Genomic DNA, 19,057 nt, shown 5'->3' with positions numbered 1-19,057 from the left:
GACGTTGCCAGGCAAATGAGAGACAACCTGTATTGGGTTGTCTTTTTTTTGTGCCGACAAATGGAAGTGGAAAGTAAAAATGAAAAAGTGGAAAGTAAATGATTAAAACCGGAAAGTAAAATCAGAAAAGTGGAAAGTAAAATCACAGAAGTGGAAAGTAAATTACCAAAACCGGAAAGTAAGCCAATCAAATAGGGAAGAAAATTGGAATTTCATCAGAAAAAGCATCCATAAAAAGCACCCAATAGAGGTAATTGGGTACTGAAATGGTTATACAGTTAGTCTTTTTTTTTTCAATAAGAAATTTCACGATGATTTTCCTTTATATAAGCTAAAAACCTCCTCCCAATTCCATTTTTCATAGTACCAGCTTGGTAATGTTAAGTCTTTAATCCATTGCTTTTCTACCGTAGTATGAATAGGTGACACGAAAATACTGGTTTTCTCACGATCTGTTCTAATCCAAATTAGCTGATTACGATAATTTTGCGGAACAAAGTCGCCTTCATTTTTTGCAGGGAAGGTAACTTGCTTTTGCTTATTCGTAATTTTAAATATGCTTGGTAGCGGTCGTTCATTGACGTCAACCAATTCACTTTCTATAGAACGTGAAACGTATAGTTTATGATTATTTTTCCATGAAAAATCCCGATCGATATAGACCTTGGGCGTCAAGATTCTTTTGTGAAAGGATGGCAGGTTTACTGTCTTTAATTGTTTATTTCTCAATGCTACTCTGCCGAAGCCGTTTATGTAACCAAGAACACTCTTGGTTGGGGCCCATTGAAACCATTCCTCATCATTTAACATTTCATCCACCCTTTGAAAAACCTGTCCATTCTGAGAAAGTATACATAGAGTATTACTGTCTGCAGACATCGATGCGGTTGGAATTAATAGAAAGCTGATCCACATACTGTCGTGGGACCATTTAAACTGGCTGGTGCCTACATAGTATTCATTTTCCCCAACAGGTATGGTATACATTTGCTTTGTTGCAGGCTTTTGCTGGTTTGTTTCAAAAGATAGTTTTGATAAGTGGATATCAGTGTGAAGTCTCTGGCTTTTCTTAGTGGAAATAAATAGGTCTCTTCCATTCGGGAACCATGAAAAGTTTTCAACTTTGGCTTCGAGTTGTTTAACAAGAAATAGATTTGATGGTTCAGTATCAACAACAAATAAATCAGTCTTAACGAGAAAAGCAAGTTTATTTTGTTGAGAGGACCATTGGAAATTGTTGGTTACGTTTGGTTTAACTTTAACGTGTTTGTTCATTCTAATATTGTATACCCATAGCTCACCATTGTTGAGGTAGTTTCCAATTTCTCTTTTTCCTTTTAGGTAGGCAATCCAGTTCCCGTCATGTGACCACTTTGGATACCTTATGAATTCACCATTCGTAAGCTTTTTTTCTTCTTTTCCAATTTTCATCCACAAATTATCGTTACGAATAAATGCTGCCTTTTGAGAGTCAATAGGGGTATCTGCGTAAGCAGTGGATGAGATTAGAACAATAACTGCCAGAAGAAAAAAAGGAAGAAATTTTTTTATCAGCAAATAATCGCTCCTTTAACTTTAAAGAATGTATGGGTATATTTATTTTGTACAAATGATTAAAAATCATCAGGAATTAATAAGCATTTGTGATAAAGTGTAGGAAGCATAATAATAAAGAAGCGCTCTAGTTTTGAAACAAGTTTAAAAATGGATACGATTGTCCTTTTGATTAATTTTTTCCATTAGGATGATCTAAACATTAAAAGGTCAGCGTTATTTAGCATACCTAATGGTCAGCTTATGGGCTTGAAGAGAAAATCAGTGAAAAGAGGGAAGTTATTTTCATGAGTAAAAAGAAAGTGCAATTTGAAGTGCAGGAAAATGAAAGTATTGAGGACTGCTTAAATAGAATGAAACAGCAAGGTTATGTTCCTGTCCGCAGAACAGAGAAGCCGATTTTTCAAGAAGTAAAAAAAGGTAATGAAACGATTTATGAGCCAATCGGTCGCCAAATCGTCTTTGAAGCGAAATTAATCGACTAAAACACGAACATTATAGTGCTGTTTTAAAATAATGTTCGATATATTTGTTGACATCCAAATGGCTGAATTGGTATGATTAAGCTAGTTGATTAAACCATTTATCTTTACCCTCGTATATCCATGGGAATATGGCCCATAAGTTTCTACCCAATAACCGTAAATTATTGGACTATGAGGGAAAGTCAATATGTTCGGCACAATAAGGGGCGAAGGCTTCCTGTTTGTTGACCTAAATTATGTATGCCCGGACAAATGGCTTTCTCTTTAATGAGATGCTATTTGTTTCGGGTATTTTATTTGGTTAAAAAAGGAGGATTAAGGATGGGAAATCTTGTCGGAGTCATCATGGGGAGCAAGTCAGACTGGGAAACGATGAAACATGCTTGTGAAGTTCTCGATCAGTTCGAAATCGCCTATGAAAAAAAGGTTGTTTCTGCCCATCGTACACCTGATTTAATGTTTTCATATGCAAAAGAAGCTAGAGAAAAAGGCTTAAAGGTTATTATTGCTGGAGCGGGCGGTGCTGCACATCTTCCTGGGATGGTCGCAGCAAAAACGACGTTGCCGGTAATCGGTGTTCCTGTTCAATCACAAGCATTAAATGGATTAGACTCCTTGCTATCGATTGTGCAAATGCCAGGCGGTGTTCCGGTTGCAACGGTTGCGATTGGTAAAGCTGGTGCGGTGAATGCAGGACTACTCGCTGCTCAAATATTAGCAACGGAAGACACGGCACTCGCAGATAAATTAGAAGCTAGAAGAGAAACTATTAAACTAGAGGTACTAGAAAGTAGTGATCAACTTGCATAACAAAACGATTTTACCTGGAGCAACGATTGGAATTATTGGTGGAGGGCAGCTCGGCAGAATGATGGCACTATCTGCTAAAGCACAGGGCTTTCGAATCGCTGTTTTAGAGCCGGCGGCCGACTCTCCATGCGGTCAAGTGGCGGACTTTGAAATTATCGGCGCTTACAATGACCGCGAGGCTATCAGCAGATTAGCTGAGGTGAGCGATGTAATTACTTATGAATTTGAGAACATCGATGCCGATACATTAGGATGGCTTTGTGAAAAGGCATATGTTCCACAGGGGAAAAACCTTTTAACGATAACGCAAGACCGAGTTAGTGAAAAAGCAGCCATCCAGCAAGCTGGAGTAGAGGTGGCTCGTTATGAGGTCATTAATAGTATAGAAGAGCTATTTTTAAAAATAGAATTGATTGGTTATCCTGCTGTATTGAAAACAGCAAGAGGCGGCTATGATGGCAAAGGGCAGCTTGTGATTAAAAGCGAGCAGGATTTATCTAAAGCAGATCCGCTAATCAGCCATGGCAGCTGTGTGTTAGAAAAGTGGATTCCATTTGAAAGAGAAATTTCCGTGATTGTTACTCGAAAGCTAGATGGAGCAACGGCTTTTTTTCCAGTAGCGGAAAACATTCATGAAGAAAATATTTTGCATATAACAATTGTTCCGGCACGTATCTCTAAAGAATTACGGGAAATGGCCATTCAAAAGGCAAAGCAGATTGCTGATTCGCTTGGATTGGTAGGGACTCTTGCTGTAGAGATGTTTGTGACAAGCGATGGCACGATTTATATAAATGAATTGGCTCCGAGACCGCATAATTCAGGTCACTATTCCATCGAGGCCTGCGAGACGTCACAGTTCGAACAGCATATCCGCGCTATCTGTAATTGGCCATTAGGAAGCACGGAGCTATTAAAACCAGCAGTTATGGTCAATCTATTAGGAGAGCATCTTGACGGCCTATTTAAGGAAATCCCAACTATGACAGGCTGGAAGGTTCATTTATACGGCAAAAAAGAGCCAAAATTGAAAAGGAAGATGGGGCATGTTACCATTTTGAAGGGTAACATAGATGAGGCTCTTAGGGAAATTGATGAAAGCAGCATCTGGCGTACAGCAAAAGAAATGATCGGAGGATAAAACATGATTGATCGTTACACAAGACCTGAAATGGGAGCTATCTGGACAGAGGAAAACCGCTTTAATGCCTGGCTTGAGGTGGAAATCCTTGCTTGTGAAGCATGGGCAGAATTAGGGGAAATCCCGAAAGAAGATGTTAAAAAGCTTCGTGAAAATGCTTCATTTAATATTGACCGCATTAAAGAAATTGAAGAAGAAACAAGACACGATGTAGTTGCTTTTACCCGTGCGGTTTCAGAAACATTGGGTGAAGAGCGGAAGTGGGTTCATTATGGACTAACTTCAACGGATGTTGTGGACACGGCACTTTCCTATGTGTTGAAGCAAGCCAATGCCATTTTATTAAAAGACTTGGAAAACTTTATTGAGATTTTAAAAAATAAAGCAATTGAACACAAAATGACTGTGATGATGGGACGAACTCACGGGGTACATGCAGAACCAACTACTTTTGGCTTAAAGCTTGCACTCTGGTATGAAGAAATGAAACGCAACTTGGAGCGTTTTAAGCAAGCGGCACAGGGGGTAGAGTTTGGAAAAATTTCCGGTGCTGTTGGAACCTATGCAAATATTAATCCATTTGTTGAACAGTATGTTTGTGAAAAATTAGGTCTTGGCCGGGCACCAATCTCGACGCAAACACTGCAGCGTGACCGCCATGCTCACTACATGTCAGCTATTGCTTTGATTGCTACTTCGATTGAAAAAATTGCGGTAGAGGTTCGTGGACTGCAAAAGAGTGAAACCCGCGAGGTGGAAGAGTTTTTTGCAAAAGGACAAAAAGGGTCATCAGCAATGCCGCATAAACGGAATCCTATTGGCTCCGAGAACATGACTGGTATGGCGCGCGTGATTCGCGGCTATATGATGACGGCTTATGAAAATGTTCCGTTATGGCATGAACGCGATATCTCACATTCATCAGCGGAACGCATCATTTTACCAGATGCGACAATTGCTTTGAATTATATGCTAAATCGCTTTGCAAACATTATTAAAAATTTGACTGTTTATCCGGAGAATATGAAGCGCAACATGGAGCGAACACTAGGGCTAATCTATTCGCAGCGTGTTCTGCTAGCGCTAATTGATAAAGGCTTATCACGTGAAGAGGCTTACGATACAGTACAGCCAAAAACGATGGAGGCGTGGGAAAAACAAGTACCATTCCGTGGGCTGATTGAAGCGGAAGGAAAAATTACCGCATTGCTTTCTCCTGAGGAGATAGCGGATTGTTTTGACTATCACTACCACCTACAGCATGTAGATACCATTTTTGATCGATTAGGGTTGAACGGATAAGGTGCTTAGTGACCGAGACTCAGGGACAATTGAGGATTCGGTCACAAAAAGTAGATAAATGTGACCGTGAGCTAGGAAAAAGAGAGTGGACGGTCACAAAAAGCAGATAATTGTGACCGTAAACGGGAAAAAAGAGGGTTTACGGTCACAAAAAATAATAATTGTGACCATGAACGAGGAATAAGAGAGTGGCCGGTAACAAAAAGCAGATAAATGTGACCGTAAACAGAAAAAAGGTGAGCAGACGGTCACAAAAAGGTTCATAGTGACTGAAATTAGATAAAAAAACAGAAGTGAGGCTACAGTTATATGACTACGTGCCCCTTCTTTATTAGAAAGATTCCCAATATTGCGAAATAAGGAGTGATTCACCATGAAAGAAATGCTTTATGAAGGAAAAGCTAAGCGAATTTACAAAACAGATGAAGATAATGTTGTATTAGTTGAATACAAAGATTCAGCCACCGCTTTTAACGGAGAAAAAAAGGCAGAAATCACTGGTAAAGGCCGACTTAATAACGAGATTACTAGTTTGTTATTTTTAAAGCTAAAAGAACAAGGAATTGAATCACACTTTATCAAAAGAATTTCCGAAACGGAGCAGCTGGTGAAGAAAGTAACCATCATTCCGCTAGAAGTAGTCGTTCGTAACGTGTCTGCTGGCAGTTTTTCAAAAAGATTGGGAATCGAAGAAGGGGCCCCGCTATCAGCGCCAATCGTTGAGTTTTATTTGAAAGATGATGCACTGGGTGACCCGCTGGTAACAGTGGATCATATCCTTGAACTAAAAGCGGCGACAGCCGAAGAGATTACGATTTTACGAGAAAAAGCGCTGGAAGTAGATGCGGTTTTATCGAGCTTTTTTTCAGAACTAGGCATAAACTTAATCGATTTTAAACTTGAGTTTGGCAAAGACGTACAGGGACAAATTTTATTAGCTGATGAAATTTCTCCTGATACATGCCGCTTATGGGATCAAAAAACAAATGAAAAGCTGGATAAAGATGTATTCCGCCGTGATTTAGGAAGTTTAACAGATGCATATGAAACGATTTTAACAAGACTTGGAGGTCATCAGCATGTTTAAAGTCAAAGTATACGTTACATTGAGAGAAAGTGTATTAGATCCACAAGGCAAGGCTGTAACCCATTCATTAAATTCGTTAAATTATCAAGAAGTAACCGATGTCCGCATCGGCAAATATATGGAACTCACAATTGAAAAATCAGATCGCGACCTTGATGAAGTCGTAAACGAGATTTGTACGAAACTGTTAGCCAATCCAGTTATTGAAGATTACCGCTATGAGGTAGAGGAGTGTGTCGCCCAGTGAAATTTGCGGTTATTGTTTTTCCGGGCTCGAACTGTGATGTCGATATGTTTCATGCGATTCAAGATGAACTTGGCGAGGAAGTCGAATATGTCTGGCACGATACTGAAAGCTTAGCTGAATATGACGGGATTCTCCTGCCAGGCGGTTTTTCTTACGGCGATTACCTACGTACGGGAGCGATTGCCCGTTTTAGCAACGTAATGAAAGAAGTTGTAAAAGCGGCCGAAGCAGGCAAGCCAATTCTTGGGGTATGCAATGGATTCCAAATCCTTCTTGAAGCAGGCTTACTGCCAGGTGGAATGAGACGGAATGAAAGTCTATCATTTATTTGCAAACCAGTTGAACTAAAAGTAGAAACCAACAGAACGATATTTACTGCTGAATACGAACAAGGCCAAACCATTACAATTCCGGTCGCCCATGGTGAAGGAAATTACTATTGTGACGAGCAAACGCTCGCTCAATTAAAGGAAAATAACCAAATCGTATTTACTTATAAGCAAAATCCGAACGGAAGTCTTGCTGATATCGCGGGTATCACGAATGAAAAAGGAAATGTTCTTGGAATGATGCCGCACCCGGAAAGAGCGGTAGATGAATTGCTCGGTGGTGCCGACGGATTAAAGTTGTTTCAATCGATTGTGAAGACATGGAGGGAAGCAAATGTTGTTAACGCTTGAACCAAATCCAGAACAAATCAAAGAACAGAAACTATATCAGCAAATGGGTTTGTCAGATGAAGAATTCACAATGATTGAATCGATTCTCGGCCGTACCCCGAATTATACCGAAACAGGTCTTTTCTCGGTAATGTGGTCGGAGCACTGCAGCTATAAAAACTCGAAGCCGGTTCTAAAAAGATTCCCAACCTCCGGTGAAAGAGTTCTTCAAGGTCCCGGCGAAGGAGCTGGAATTGTCGACATCGGCGACGGTCAGGCGGTTGTGTTTAAAATTGAAAGTCATAACCATCCTTCCGCGATTGAACCGTACCAAGGAGCGGCAACAGGCGTCGGCGGAATCATCCGTGATGTATTTTCAATGGGCGCACGTCCAATTGCTATGCTAAACTCGCTTCGCTTTGGTGAATTGGATTCAGCCAGAGTGCGCTATTTATTTAAAGAAGTAGTCGCAGGTATTGCCGGCTACGGCAACTGCATCGGGATTCCGACAGTCGGCGGCGAGGTGCAGTTTGACCCATCGTATGATGGAAATCCTCTCGTCAATGCGATGTGTGTCGGTCTGATAAATCATGAGGATATTAAAAAAGGCCAGGCACATGGTCTTGGTAATACCGTAATGTATGTCGGTGCAAAGACTGGCCGTGACGGAATTCACGGTGCAACATTCGCTTCTGAAGAACTAACCGAGCAGTCTGACGAAAATCGCCCAGCGGTTCAAGTCGGCGACCCTTTCATGGAGAAGCTATTGTTAGAAGCATGCTTGGAGCTCATCCATTCGGATGCCCTTGTTGGGATTCAGGATATGGGTGCTGCGGGACTCGCCAGCTCTTCTTCAGAAATGGCCAGCAAAGCTGGGATGGGCATCGAGATGAATTTAGACCTTGTTCCGCAACGCGAAACCGGAATGACTGCTTATGAAATGATGCTGTCTGAATCACAGGAACGGATGCTCATTGTCGTGAAAAAAGGGAGAGAACAAGAGATCAAGGATCTTTTTTCAAAATATGATTTAGAAGCTGTTGCAATTGGAAAGGTAACGGACGATAAACAATTTCGCCTGATCCATAAAGGGGAAGTCGTTGCCGACCTGCCAGTTGATGCATTGGCTGAGGATGCACCGGTTTATCACAAACCATCCAAAGAACCGGTCTACTTTGCTGAATTCCAAGCGATGGAAAATGAAGTACCAAAGGTCGATGACCTCAAGGATACATTATTAAAATTGTTAAGCCAGCCTACCATTGCCAGCAAGGAGTGGGTTTACGAGCAATATGATTACATGGTGCGCACCAACACAGTTGTGTCACCAGGTTCAGATGCTGCTGTAACCCGTATTAGAGGGACACGTAAAGCACTAGCGATGACCACGGATTGTAATTCCCGATATGTGTACTTGGATCCAGAAACCGGTGGAAAAATTGCTGTCGCAGAAGCTGCCCGTAACATTGTATGTTCTGGTGCAGAACCATTAGCAATTACTGATAACTTGAATTTTGGAAATCCTGAAAAGCCAGAGGTATTCTGGCAAATTGAAAAAGCAGCCGATGGAATCAGTGATGCCTGCCGTGTCCTTGAAACACCTGTTATCGGCGGAAACGTATCATTGTATAACGAAACAAGCGGTACAGCGATTTACCCGACACCTGTTATTGGAATGGTTGGACTTGTAACAGACCTCGACCATATTACAACTCAGCATTTTAAAACAAGCGGCGACCTAATTTATTTAGTTGGTGAAACGAAACCGGAATTTGGTGGCAGTGAGCTGCAAAAATTGTTGAACGGAAAAATTTTCGGTAAAGCACCGGAATTAAATATTGAAATGGAAAAAGAAAGACAAGGCCAGGTTTTAGCTGCGATTCGTGCTGGATTGATTCAATCTGCACACGACTTGTCAGAAGGCGGTTTAGCTGTTGCCCTTTCAGAATGTCTTTTTGCAGATAAAGGGCTTGGGGCTGATGTGAATATAACAGGAGATTCAATTTCTGCATTATTCAGTGAAACACAATCACGTTTTCTTTTAACAGTGAAAAAAGAACATCAGTCAGAGTTTGAAAGTTTAGTAGACGCGAGTCTTATCGGTGAAGTGAATGAATCGTCCGAACTGCGAGTTTTAAATGGAACTGTTCCTGTTCTTGAGTCTTCAGTTGATGAATTGAAAGCTGCCTGGAAAGGGGCGATCCCATGCTTGCTGAAATCAAGGGATTAAACGAAGAATGCGGCGTCTTTGGTGTCTTTGGACATCCGGATGCCGCCCAGTTAACCTATTACGGGCTTCACAGCCTGCAGCACCGCGGCCAGGAGGGTACCGGCATCGTTGTCTCTGATGGTAAAACCCTTAAAGGAGTCAAGGGTGAAGGGCTCGTGACAGAAATTTTTACAGCAGAAGCGATGTCCAAATTAACCGGGTCTGCAGCGGTCGGTCATGTCCGCTATGCTACGGCAGGGGGCGGCGGCTATGAAAATGTCCAGCCGCTTTTGTTCCATTCGCAAAACGGCAGCCTTGCCCTTGCCCATAATGGCAACCTTGTGAATGCCAATTACTTAAAACATCAGCTTGAAGCACAAGGAAGTATTTTTCAAACAAGTTCTGATACTGAGGTTTTAGCCCATTTAATTAGAAGAAGCGGTTTTCTCCAAATGAAGGAACAGGTGAAAAATGCGCTGTCCATGTTAAAAGGGGCTTATGCCTATTTGATTATGACGGAAACAGAAATAATGGTGGCGCTTGACCCTCATGGTCTAAGACCGCTTTCGCTTGGCTGCCTTGGTGATGCCTATGTGGTTGCATCGGAAACATGTGCTTTTGATGTAATCGGTGCTGAATATATACGCGACATTATGCCAGGTGAACTGTTAATTATTAACGAAAATGGACTCACTTCAGAGCGATTTGCGATGAGTTCGACAAAAGCGATCTGCATGATGGAGTATGTTTATTTTTCAAGACCAGATAGTAATATTCAAGGTGTGAATGTCCATACTGCCCGCAAAAAATTAGGAAAAAGGCTGGCAATTGAGGCGCCGATTGATGCGGATGTTGTGACAGGGGTACCAGATTCCAGTATTTCAGCGGCGATCGGCTATGCAGAAGCCACGGGAATACCGTATGAAATGGGATTAATCAAAAATAAATATGTCGGCAGAACCTTCATTCAGCCTTCCCAGTCACTCAGGGAGCAGGGAGTAAAAATGAAGCTGTCTCCGGTTCGCGGTGTTGTGGAAGGGAAACGGGCTATAATGGTCGACGACTCAATTGTCCGCGGTACGACAAGCAGAAGAATTGTTACCATGCTGAAAGATGCCGGAGCGACAGAGGTACACGTGGTGATTAGTTCCCCTCCGATAAAAAATCCGTGCTTCTATGGAATTGATACGTCATCAAAAGAAGAATTGATTGCTTCTGATAAGTCGATCGAGGATATTCGCCAACTGATTGGAGCAGACTCTTTAACATTTTTAAGTGTGGATGGCATGGTAAAGGCACTTGACCCTGAAGGCATAAATGGTTTTTGCCTCGGCTGCTTTAACGGGAATTATCCTACAGAAATCTATCCAGATACACTACAGTATTATTATCAAAAGGGGTGACAGTCTTGGCAAATGCGTATACACAAGCGGGAGTAAATATCGAAGCAGGCTACGAAGCCGTTGAGCGGATGAAAAAACATGTACAGCGGACATCGAGGGCAGGAGTGATCGGGGCCCTTGGCGGCTTTGGCGGCATGTTTGATCTCTCATCGCTCGGATTAAAAGAGCCGGTTTTGGTGTCAGGCACCGATGGCGTTGGCACGAAGCTGATGATTGCGTTTATGATGGATCGTCACGATACGATTGGAATCGATGCGGTAGCGATGTGTGTCAATGATATCGTTGTCCAAGGAGCAGAACCGCTTTACTTTCTAGATTATATTGCATGCGGCAAAGCCATTCCGGAAAAAATTGAGGCGATCGTCAAAGGAATTGCTGATGGCTGTGAACAGGCAGGCTGTGCCTTAATTGGCGGCGAAACAGCGGAAATGCCGGGGCTCTATCGTGAAGAGGAATATGATCTTGCTGGGTTTTCGGTAGGCGCTTGTGAAAAGAAGAGATTGATAACAGGGGAAACAATTAAGCCGGGGGATGTCCTGATTGGTCTTGCTTCAAGCGGGATCCACAGCAATGGGTACTCCCTTGTCAGGAAAGTGTTTAACAACTGGTCTTTAATCGAGTTTGTTGATGAACTCGGCTGTACCTTGGGCGAAGAATTACTGAAACCAACTAAAATTTACGTAAAACCAATTTTGGCGGCATTGAAAAAATTCCACCTCAAAGGGATGGCTCACATTACTGGCGGCGGTTTTATTGAAAACATACCACGGATGCTTCCTGCAGGGTTGGGCGCAGAGCTGAATGAAAAAAGCTGGCACATTCCGTCAATATTTAAATTGATCTCTGAGGTTGGCCAAATCGATTATCAAGACATGTATAACATTTTTAACATGGGTATTGGTATGGTGATTGCTGTTGACCAAAAAGATGCGGCTGATGTAATGGCGCATTTCAAAGATTTTGGTGAAACAGCTTATGAAATCGGAGTCGTTTCCGAGCAAGAGGGAATTCACATTAAAGGCTTTGGTGGGCAGCGATGAAAAAGATTGCAGTGTTTGCTTCAGGCAGCGGAAGTAATTTTCAGGCCATCGTCGATGTGATTGAAGCAGGGAAGCTTCCGGCGGACATATCCCTTTTAGTTTGCGATCAACCTGAAGCTTATGTGATTGAAAGAGCAAAGGCGAATGATATACCATGTTTTATTTTTAACGCAAAAGATTATCCCAGTAAGGCAGATTATGAAAAAGAGATAGCTGCGCTGCTGCAGGATTTGAATGTAGACCTTATTGTATTAGCCGGCTATATGCGTCTGATTGGGTCAACATTACTAAAAGTATATGAAGGACGAATTGTAAATATCCATCCATCGATGCTTCCAGAATTTCCAGGAAAAGACGCCATTGGTCAAGCACTAGCCGCGAAAGCGAAATGGACTGGTGTGACCATCCATTTTGTTGATGAAGGCATGGATACAGGACCAATTATTGTCCAAGAGCGAATTCGGATAGTGGAAAATGAAACAAGAGAAAGCTTACAAAAGAAAATTCAAACGATTGAACATAAGCTATATCCATCAATTATACACATGCTTTTAACACGAGGAGAGGTTACAAATGAAGAAAAAGCGCGCACTTATTAGTGTTTCTGACAAAGGCGGGGTTAGTGATTTTGCAAGCGGGCTAGTCAGTCTCGGCTTTGAAATTATCTCAACCGGCGGCACGAAAAAAATGCTTCAAGAACAAGGGATACCTGTTCTTAGTGTTAGTGATGTAACTGGCTTTCCCGAAATTTTAGAGGGACGTGTTAAAACGTTAAATCCATATATTCATGGCGGATTGCTGGCGAAACAGGATGATGCAGACCATCAAAAGCAGCTAGTTGAACATGGGATTGAACCCATCCAGCTTGTTTGCGTTAATCTCTATCCTTTCCAGCAAACAATTGAAAAACCAGATGTAACCGTTGCTGATGCAATCGAGAATATTGATATCGGCGGCCCAACCATGCTCCGTGCTTCGGCGAAAAATCATCAATATGTGACAGTTGTAGTGGATCCAGCTGATTATCCGACTGTGATTGCAGAATTAAAAGCAGATGGTGAAACGAAGCTTGAAACAAGAAGAAAGCTGGCAGCCAAGGTGTTCCGTCACACAGCAGCTTATGATGCCTTAATTGCTGAGTACATGACAGAGCTCGCTCAGGAAGAAACACCTGAAAAATTAACTGTTACGTATGAATTAAAGCAGACATTACGCTACGGGGAAAATCCGCATCAACAAGCAGCATTTTATAAAAAACCACTTGGCTCTCTTGTTTCGATTGCCTATGCTAAGCAGCTTCATGGAAAAGAACTTTCCTATAACAATATTAATGATGCCGATGCGGCACTGCAAATAGTGAAGGAATTTTCGGAACCTGCTGCCGTGGCAGTGAAGCATATGAACCCATGCGGTGTCGGGACAGGTAAAACAAGCTATGAAGCATTTACAAAGGCGTTTGCGGCAGACCCGGTTTCCATTTTTGGCGGTATTATTGCGTTTAATCGTGAAGTGGACTCGGTGACAGCAGCTAAACTTCATGAAATTTTCTTAGAAATTATTATCGCACCGTCGTTCTCGGAAGAGGCGTTAAAGGTTTTAACAGGGAAAAAGAATCTACGGCTGTTGACGATTTCGTTTGACGAAACGAAAAAGGTCGAAAGGAAGATGACAACGATTGAAGGTGGATTGCTTGTGCAAGATCAAGACCACTATTCACTTGAGGACGCAGAGATTACCATTCCGACGAAGAGACAGCCGACAGATGATGAGTGGGAAGCGTTGAAGCTGAGCTGGAAGGTTGTCAAACATGTAAAATCGAACGCCATTGTTGTTTCAAGTCAAGACATGACTTTAGGGATTGGCGCTGGACAAATGAACCGCGTAGGTTCTGCTGAAATTGCCCTAAAGCAGGCAGGTGAAAAAGCAGAAGGTGCGGCACTTGCCTCCGATGCCTACTTTCCAATGAATGATACCGTCGAGGCGGCGGCAAAAGCAGGGATCACGGCAATCATTCAACCTGGCGGGTCGATTCGTGATACGGATTCAATCAAAAAAGCAGATGAATACGGAATTGCCATGGTGTTTACGGGCATAAGACACTTTAAACATTAAAACGAGGTGTGATGGATGAAGGTACTAATCATTGGCCGAGGCGGGCGAGAGCATGCAATTTGTCAGAAGGTAAGCGAGAGCAAGCAGGTTGAAAAAGTATTTGCAGCTCCTGGAAACGCTGGAATGACAGATGTTGCGGAACTGGTTCCGATTGAGGAATCTCAGCATGAACGACTCATTCAATTTGCTAAAGAACAAGAAGTGTCCTTAACAATTATCGGGCCAGAAGTCCCTCTCCTTGCAGGGCTTGCCGACAAATTTGAAGCGGCCGGTTTGGTGGTATTTGGACCTCGTAAAGTCGCAGCTGAGATTGAAGGTAGTAAATCATTTGCTAAAGAATTAATGAAAAAATATCAAATTCCCACTGCTGATTATGCTGTTTTTACTTCATTTGAAGCTGCCCGACAATATGTGGAGGAAAAAGGTGCGCCTATTGTAATTAAGGCAGATGGGTTAGCCGCAGGAAAAGGTGTTAAAGTTGCTTTGACAAAAGAGGAAGCGGTGGCAAGTCTTGAGGAAATGCTTGTTGATGAAAAGTTTGGAGCAGCTTCTTCCCGCGTCGTCATTGAGGAGTTTTTAAACGGTGAAGAATTTTCGTTAATGGCATTTGTGAATGGGGAAGTGGTCGTGCCGCTGGAAATTGCACAAGATCATAAGCGGGCATTTGATGGCGACCAAGGGCCAAATACAGGTGGAATGGGAGCTTATTCACCGGTACCGCAGATTGGTACAGAAACCGTTCAGGAAGCGGTTCGTACTGTACTGATTCCTGCTGCAAAAGCGATGGTACAAGAAGGCCGCAGTTTTTGTGGAATATTATATGCAGGCTTGATAAAAACGGAGGACGGACCAAAGGTAATCGAATTTAATGCCCGCTTTGGCGACCCGGAAACACAAGTTATTTTACCAAGGTTAATATCAGATTTAGTTTCAGTGATTTTAGAGTTGTTGGATGGAAAAAGCCCGGAACTCGTGTGGGATGCGCAGCCGATGGTCGGTGTTGTTGTGGCAGCGAAAGGGTACCCGGAGGCTTATGAAAAGGGTGCTGTGCTGACAGGTCTAGCTGATTTTAATGATGAAGTAGTCACCTTTCATGCGGGAACATGCAAAAATGAATTAGGTGAGTTTGTCACTGCTGGCGGCAGGGTGCTTCTCGTTGGAGCAAAGGCTGAAACCCTGGGGGAAGCACAAGAAAAAGTGTATCGTGAGTTAGGAAAATTAACATGTGATCGCGTTTTTTATCGAAAAGATATTGGGACAAAAGCAATTCAACACGTCTAACGATAAAAGGCTGACCATTTAATGGTCGGCCCCTTTACTTTTAATGTGATGAATTCCTTGTTTTTTAGATTTGAACAAATTTTAAGGTATTATGAACAAATTTTATAGTGATATGAACAAATTATGGAGCGATATAAACAAAGCTGAAGCTGATATGAACAAAATTCAAATTATATGAACAAATTTTTAGTGATATGAACAAATTATGGAACGATATAAACAAATTATGGAGCGATATAAACAAAGTTGAAGCTGATATGAACAAATTTTTAATGATATAAACAAAATATGCAGCAATATCAACAAATTATGGAACGATATGAACAAAGCTGAAGCTGATATGAACAAATTTCAAATTATATGAACAAATTGACCATATATTAAGAAGGATTGTAAGGTACAACCGAATCTCCATCCAGGTTTGTCATACCTTCCAACCCATCCAAGGAATCTGTTTCCTGGTTATACTCTTGAATCATCCCCTGGCATCTTTCACATAATGCAGTTACTGGGCAATAGCGGACAATTCCCTCAGCCACCTTCATTGCCCCGCACAAGGCAACAAACAAATAGGAATCCCTCCACGGCTGTTTGACTAGCTTTGATGTGCTCCAAGCAAGAATCGTCAATCCAAAGGTAATGCGTATCAATGCGTTTAAAATCCCGATATTTGGTTTAATATTCAAATTGTTCACTCCTTCACAAAATTTTTACAATATTTATCAATTCTTTACTGCTTTAAATAGTAAAATATGATACTATAGTATCTAAAGAAATTTTTGTAAGGGCTTTCTTTATTGTTAAATCAACTTCTTATTATATAGATAGTTTTTAAAGGGAGGGACATGGTATGCTGGAACAACGCTACCGCTGGAAAAATAGACACTTACGCATGCATGTATCCGTTTTGGATGGGAAAACATCTCCAACCATTTTGTTGAAAAATGCATTGTATTTAAATCAGACATTTCGCCAATGGATGAGAGCTAATATTTGGATTTATGAAGATCGGATTGTTTATGTTGGCGAGAACTTACCAGCAAATATGGAAACATGTGAAATTATTGATTGCACAAATGAGATTCTTGTCCCAGGATACATCGAACCTCATGCACATCCATTTCAATTATATAATCCCCTAACATTGGCTGCCTATGCATCCCAATTTGGAACGACTACACTAATTAATGACAATATGGCCTTGATTTTACATTTGAAAAAAAGGGAAGCGTTTTCGTTAATAAGGGATCTTTGTTCGATCCCAACAACGATGTTTTGGTGGTGTCGATTTGATTCACAAACAGAAATATTGAATGAAGAAGAAATTTTTTCGCATAGTAATGTTAAATCGTGGCTTGAGCATGATGCAGTTCTGCAGGGAGGAGAGTTAACCGGGTGGCCCAAACTGCTTAATGGCGATGATATGATGCTTCATTGGATCCAAGAAGCAAAACGGATGCGCAGACAAATCGAAGGACATTTTCCTGGTGCCTCGGAAAAGACCTTAGCGAAAATGATGCTTTTAGGTGCGGATTGTGACCATGAAGCCATGACAGGTGAAGAGGTTTATGACCGTCTAATGCAGGGATATATGGTGTCGTTACGATATTCTTCGATTCGCCCTGATTTACCCGATCTTTTGGACGATATGAAGCGATTAGGCATCGAAGCTTATGATAGATTACTATTTAATACGGACGGTTCATCTTCAACTTTTTATGAGCAAGGAATGAACGATCAAATGATTCGGATTGCTATTGAAAAAGGCGTCCCTGTCATTGATGCCTATAATATGGCCACCGTAAATATAGCTAGGTATTATAATATTGACCATTTACATGGTAATATTGCCACTGGCCGTGTTGCCAATATTAACTTTTTATCAAGCATTGAAAATCCGACACCGGTTTCCGTTTTGGCAAAGGGAAAATGGGTAAAGCGGAACGGAGTGAAAGTGGACGATGCATATGCTATGGTTAACTGGAATCAATATGGGCTAACGCCAATGAAACTGGATTGGGATTTAACCATGGATGATTTACAATTTTCGATGCCATTTGGGATTAAGATGGAAAACTCGGTTATCACAAAACCATATTCGATTTCCATTGACGCTTCAGAAGATAAATTACAATCAGACCATGATGAATGCTTTTTTACATTGATTGATCGAAACGGAAAATGGCGAATCAATACGTTATTAAAGGGATTCGCAACAACCTTGCCGGCATTAGCCAGTTCCTATTCCAATACAGGAGACATTATTTTAATCGGAAAAAACAAACGTGATATTCTCCATGCTTTTAATAGAATGAAAGAATTAGGCGGGGGCATTGTCATGGTGGAGAATGCTGAAGTCGTATGTGAGGTGCCGCTAAAATTAAACGGAATAATGTCAGACCTCTCTATCGAAAAATTAATCGAGCAGGAAAAAAGACTATTAGTAGAGTTGGAAGAGCGGGGCTATAAATTTTCAGATCCTATTTATAGTCTTGCCTTCTTCTCTGCCACACATTTGCCATACATTCGTATTACGCAGCGAGGAATGTACGATGTTATGAATAAAACAGTACTCTTTCCGTCAATAATGCGTTAAACTGTAGATAAGTAAAGAGTTAAAGCGTGAAAGTAATTCTTAACTTGGTGATGAAATTGGGGTGTTTATTAAATGAAAAAATGGACGGTTACCTTGGCGGCTTTCCTTTTGTTGCTATCTGGATGCAGCGCTAAAGAAACGGTAAAACAACCGGATCAGAAAGAAAAAGTGGTTGACAAGGTAGAGGAAAAGGTTGACGAGAAGAAAGAAAACCCATATTTCTTTCCATTAACAGGTATTGGTTCGGAAACCAAAACGGATGGAAGAGCAATCGCTGTAATGGTTAATAATGATCCAAAAGCAAGACCGCAATCTGGTTTGCATAAAGCTGATATTGTATATGAACTTCTTGCCGAAGGTGATGTTACCCGTTTTATGGCTGTTTTTCAAAGTGAAAAGCCAGACAATATTGGTCCAGTAAGGAGTTCAAGAGCTTATTATATTGAACTGGCAAAAGGACTGGATGCCTTTTATGTTGCCCACGGTTACAGTGAGGAAGCAAGAAAAATGCTTGAAAGAAATTACGTCGATAATATAAATGGAATGGTCTATGATGGCACTTTATTTAAAAGGTCCAGCTCGCGAAAAGCACCTCATAACTCCTATATCACATATGAAAATGTTCTAAAAGGCGCTGCGGAAAAAAAGTATTCCATGGAAAAAAGCCCGCCAAGCTTTACATTTATGTCGGAGGAAGAAAGCAAAAATATTACGGGATCTGATGCCAAATCGGTGATGATCTCCTATTCTAGAAATGCACTATCCAATGCTGTTTACGAGTATGATGACACACTTGGCAAATATAAGCGTTTTTCAGGTGGAGAGCAAACCATTGATTTAGACTCAAAGGAACAGATTTTGCTAGATAATATTTTTATCATCGAAACGGGTCATCAAGTAGTCGATAAATTAGGGCATAAGAAAATTGACTTAGAGTCAGGTGGAAAAGGCTATTTGCTGCAAATGGGTAAGTACAACGAAGTAGAATGGGCGAATAAGAATGGTAAAATTGTTCCTATGAAAGATGGGAAAGAAGTTCCTTTCGTACAAGGAAGAACATGGGTAAATGTTGTACCAACAGACCCTGGACTCCAAACGAGTGTTTCGTTTAATGTAAAATAAAGATTTTAA

The 19,057-nt window shown here is 41.4% G+C and carries 17 protein-coding genes and 1 riboswitch; of the genes, 15 read left to right on the top strand and 2 right to left on the bottom strand.

All coding sequences use genetic code 11. From position 1 onward, the window contains the following. Positions 1-306: 306 nt before the first annotated feature. The gene (locus V7150_RS10065) at positions 307-1,557 is read right to left on the bottom strand and encodes a TolB family protein (protein WP_335517072.1); all 1,251 of its coding nucleotides are present in this window, start codon (positions 1,555-1,557) and stop codon (positions 307-309) included. A gap of 284 nt (positions 1,558-1,841) precedes the next feature. On the opposite strand from V7150_RS10065, the gene V7150_RS10060 reads away from it, so the two are divergent. The 13 genes from V7150_RS10060 (at position 1,842) to purD (ending at position 15,330) form a co-directional block, all read left to right on the top strand. Next, positions 1,842-2,039, top strand: a complete 198-nt coding sequence (locus V7150_RS10060; RefSeq protein ID WP_335517069.1) for an NETI motif-containing protein — start codon at positions 1,842-1,844, stop codon at positions 2,037-2,039. A gap of 90 nt (positions 2,040-2,129) precedes the next feature. Beyond that, positions 2,130-2,231, top strand: a riboswitch (purine riboswitch). Between the two features lie 129 nt (positions 2,232-2,360). Further along, the gene (gene purE / locus V7150_RS10055) at positions 2,361-2,849 is read left to right on the top strand and encodes a 5-(carboxyamino)imidazole ribonucleotide mutase (RefSeq protein ID WP_335517066.1); all 489 of its coding nucleotides are present in this window, start codon (positions 2,361-2,363) and stop codon (positions 2,847-2,849) included. Then, a complete protein-coding gene (gene purK, locus V7150_RS10050) occupies positions 2,842-3,990 on the top strand; it encodes a 5-(carboxyamino)imidazole ribonucleotide synthase (protein WP_335517080.1) in 1,149 nt (382 codons plus the stop codon). Before purE ends, purK begins: the two co-directional genes overlap by 8 nt. A 3-nt stretch (positions 3,991-3,993) precedes the next feature. Next, a complete protein-coding gene (gene purB / locus V7150_RS10045; RefSeq protein ID WP_335517063.1) occupies positions 3,994-5,292 on the top strand; it encodes an adenylosuccinate lyase in 1,299 nt (432 codons plus the stop codon). 373 nt (positions 5,293-5,665) lie between these two features. After that, positions 5,666-6,379: a phosphoribosylaminoimidazolesuccinocarboxamide synthase gene (gene purC, locus V7150_RS10040; protein WP_335517060.1), complete on the top strand. Its 714-nt coding sequence runs from the start codon at positions 5,666-5,668 to the stop codon at positions 6,377-6,379. Next, entirely contained in the window at positions 6,372-6,626 is a 255-nt protein-coding gene (gene purS / locus V7150_RS10035; protein WP_283921358.1) for a phosphoribosylformylglycinamidine synthase subunit PurS, read from the top strand. The genes purC and purS overlap by 8 nt, the downstream gene beginning before the upstream one ends. After that, complete coding sequence (gene purQ / locus V7150_RS10030) at positions 6,623-7,306, top strand: phosphoribosylformylglycinamidine synthase subunit PurQ (RefSeq protein ID WP_335517056.1); 684 nt, start codon at positions 6,623-6,625, stop codon at positions 7,304-7,306. The genes purS and purQ overlap by 4 nt, the downstream gene beginning before the upstream one ends. Beyond that, positions 7,290-9,515, top strand: coding sequence for a phosphoribosylformylglycinamidine synthase subunit PurL (purL, locus tag V7150_RS10025; protein WP_335517052.1), 2,226 nt, complete (start codon positions 7,290-7,292; stop codon positions 9,513-9,515). The genes purQ and purL overlap by 17 nt, the downstream gene beginning before the upstream one ends. Beyond that, positions 9,491-10,897 carry an amidophosphoribosyltransferase gene (purF, locus tag V7150_RS10020; RefSeq protein ID WP_335517050.1) on the top strand — a complete coding sequence of 469 codons (1,407 nt, stop codon included), beginning with the start codon at positions 9,491-9,493 and terminating at the stop codon, positions 10,895-10,897. The genes purL and purF overlap by 25 nt, the downstream gene beginning before the upstream one ends. Positions 10,898-10,902: 5 nt before the next feature. Further along, the gene (gene purM / locus V7150_RS10015; RefSeq protein ID WP_335517047.1) at positions 10,903-11,937 is read left to right on the top strand and encodes a phosphoribosylformylglycinamidine cyclo-ligase; all 1,035 of its coding nucleotides are present in this window, start codon (positions 10,903-10,905) and stop codon (positions 11,935-11,937) included. Beyond that, positions 11,934-12,536 (top strand): phosphoribosylglycinamide formyltransferase, encoded by a 603-nt coding sequence (purN, locus tag V7150_RS10010; protein WP_335517045.1) that lies wholly within the window; start codon positions 11,934-11,936, stop codon positions 12,534-12,536. Before purM ends, purN begins: the two co-directional genes overlap by 4 nt. Then, positions 12,511-14,049, top strand: a complete 1,539-nt coding sequence (purH, locus tag V7150_RS10005) for a bifunctional phosphoribosylaminoimidazolecarboxamide formyltransferase/IMP cyclohydrolase (protein WP_335517042.1) — start codon at positions 12,511-12,513, stop codon at positions 14,047-14,049. The genes purN and purH overlap by 26 nt, the downstream gene beginning before the upstream one ends. Before the next feature lie 15 nt (positions 14,050-14,064). After that, a complete protein-coding gene (gene purD / locus V7150_RS10000) occupies positions 14,065-15,330 on the top strand; it encodes a phosphoribosylamine--glycine ligase (protein ID WP_335517040.1) in 1,266 nt (421 codons plus the stop codon). Between the two features lie 380 nt (positions 15,331-15,710). Here purD and V7150_RS09995 read toward each other — a convergent pair whose 3' ends face one another. Continuing rightward, complete coding sequence (locus V7150_RS09995; protein WP_335517037.1) at positions 15,711-16,016, bottom strand: YgaP family membrane protein; 306 nt, start codon at positions 16,014-16,016, stop codon at positions 15,711-15,713. A 164-nt stretch (positions 16,017-16,180) separates the two neighbouring features. Here V7150_RS09995 and V7150_RS09990 point away from each other — a divergent pair, with 164 nt between their 5' ends. Then, complete coding sequence (locus V7150_RS09990; protein WP_335517031.1) at positions 16,181-17,926, top strand: adenine deaminase C-terminal domain-containing protein; 1,746 nt, start codon at positions 16,181-16,183, stop codon at positions 17,924-17,926. Positions 17,927-17,998: 72 nt separating this feature from the next. Then, positions 17,999-19,048 (top strand): DUF3048 domain-containing protein, encoded by a 1,050-nt coding sequence (locus tag V7150_RS09985; RefSeq protein ID WP_335517029.1) that lies wholly within the window; start codon positions 17,999-18,001, stop codon positions 19,046-19,048. Positions 19,049-19,057: the final 9 nt, after the last annotated feature.

This window comes from Neobacillus drentensis (assembly GCF_036965245.1).
GTDB lineage: Bacteria > Bacillota > Bacilli > Bacillales > Cytobacillaceae > Neobacillus > Neobacillus drentensis_G.
This window is presented reverse-complemented; position numbering and strand designations above follow the sequence as displayed.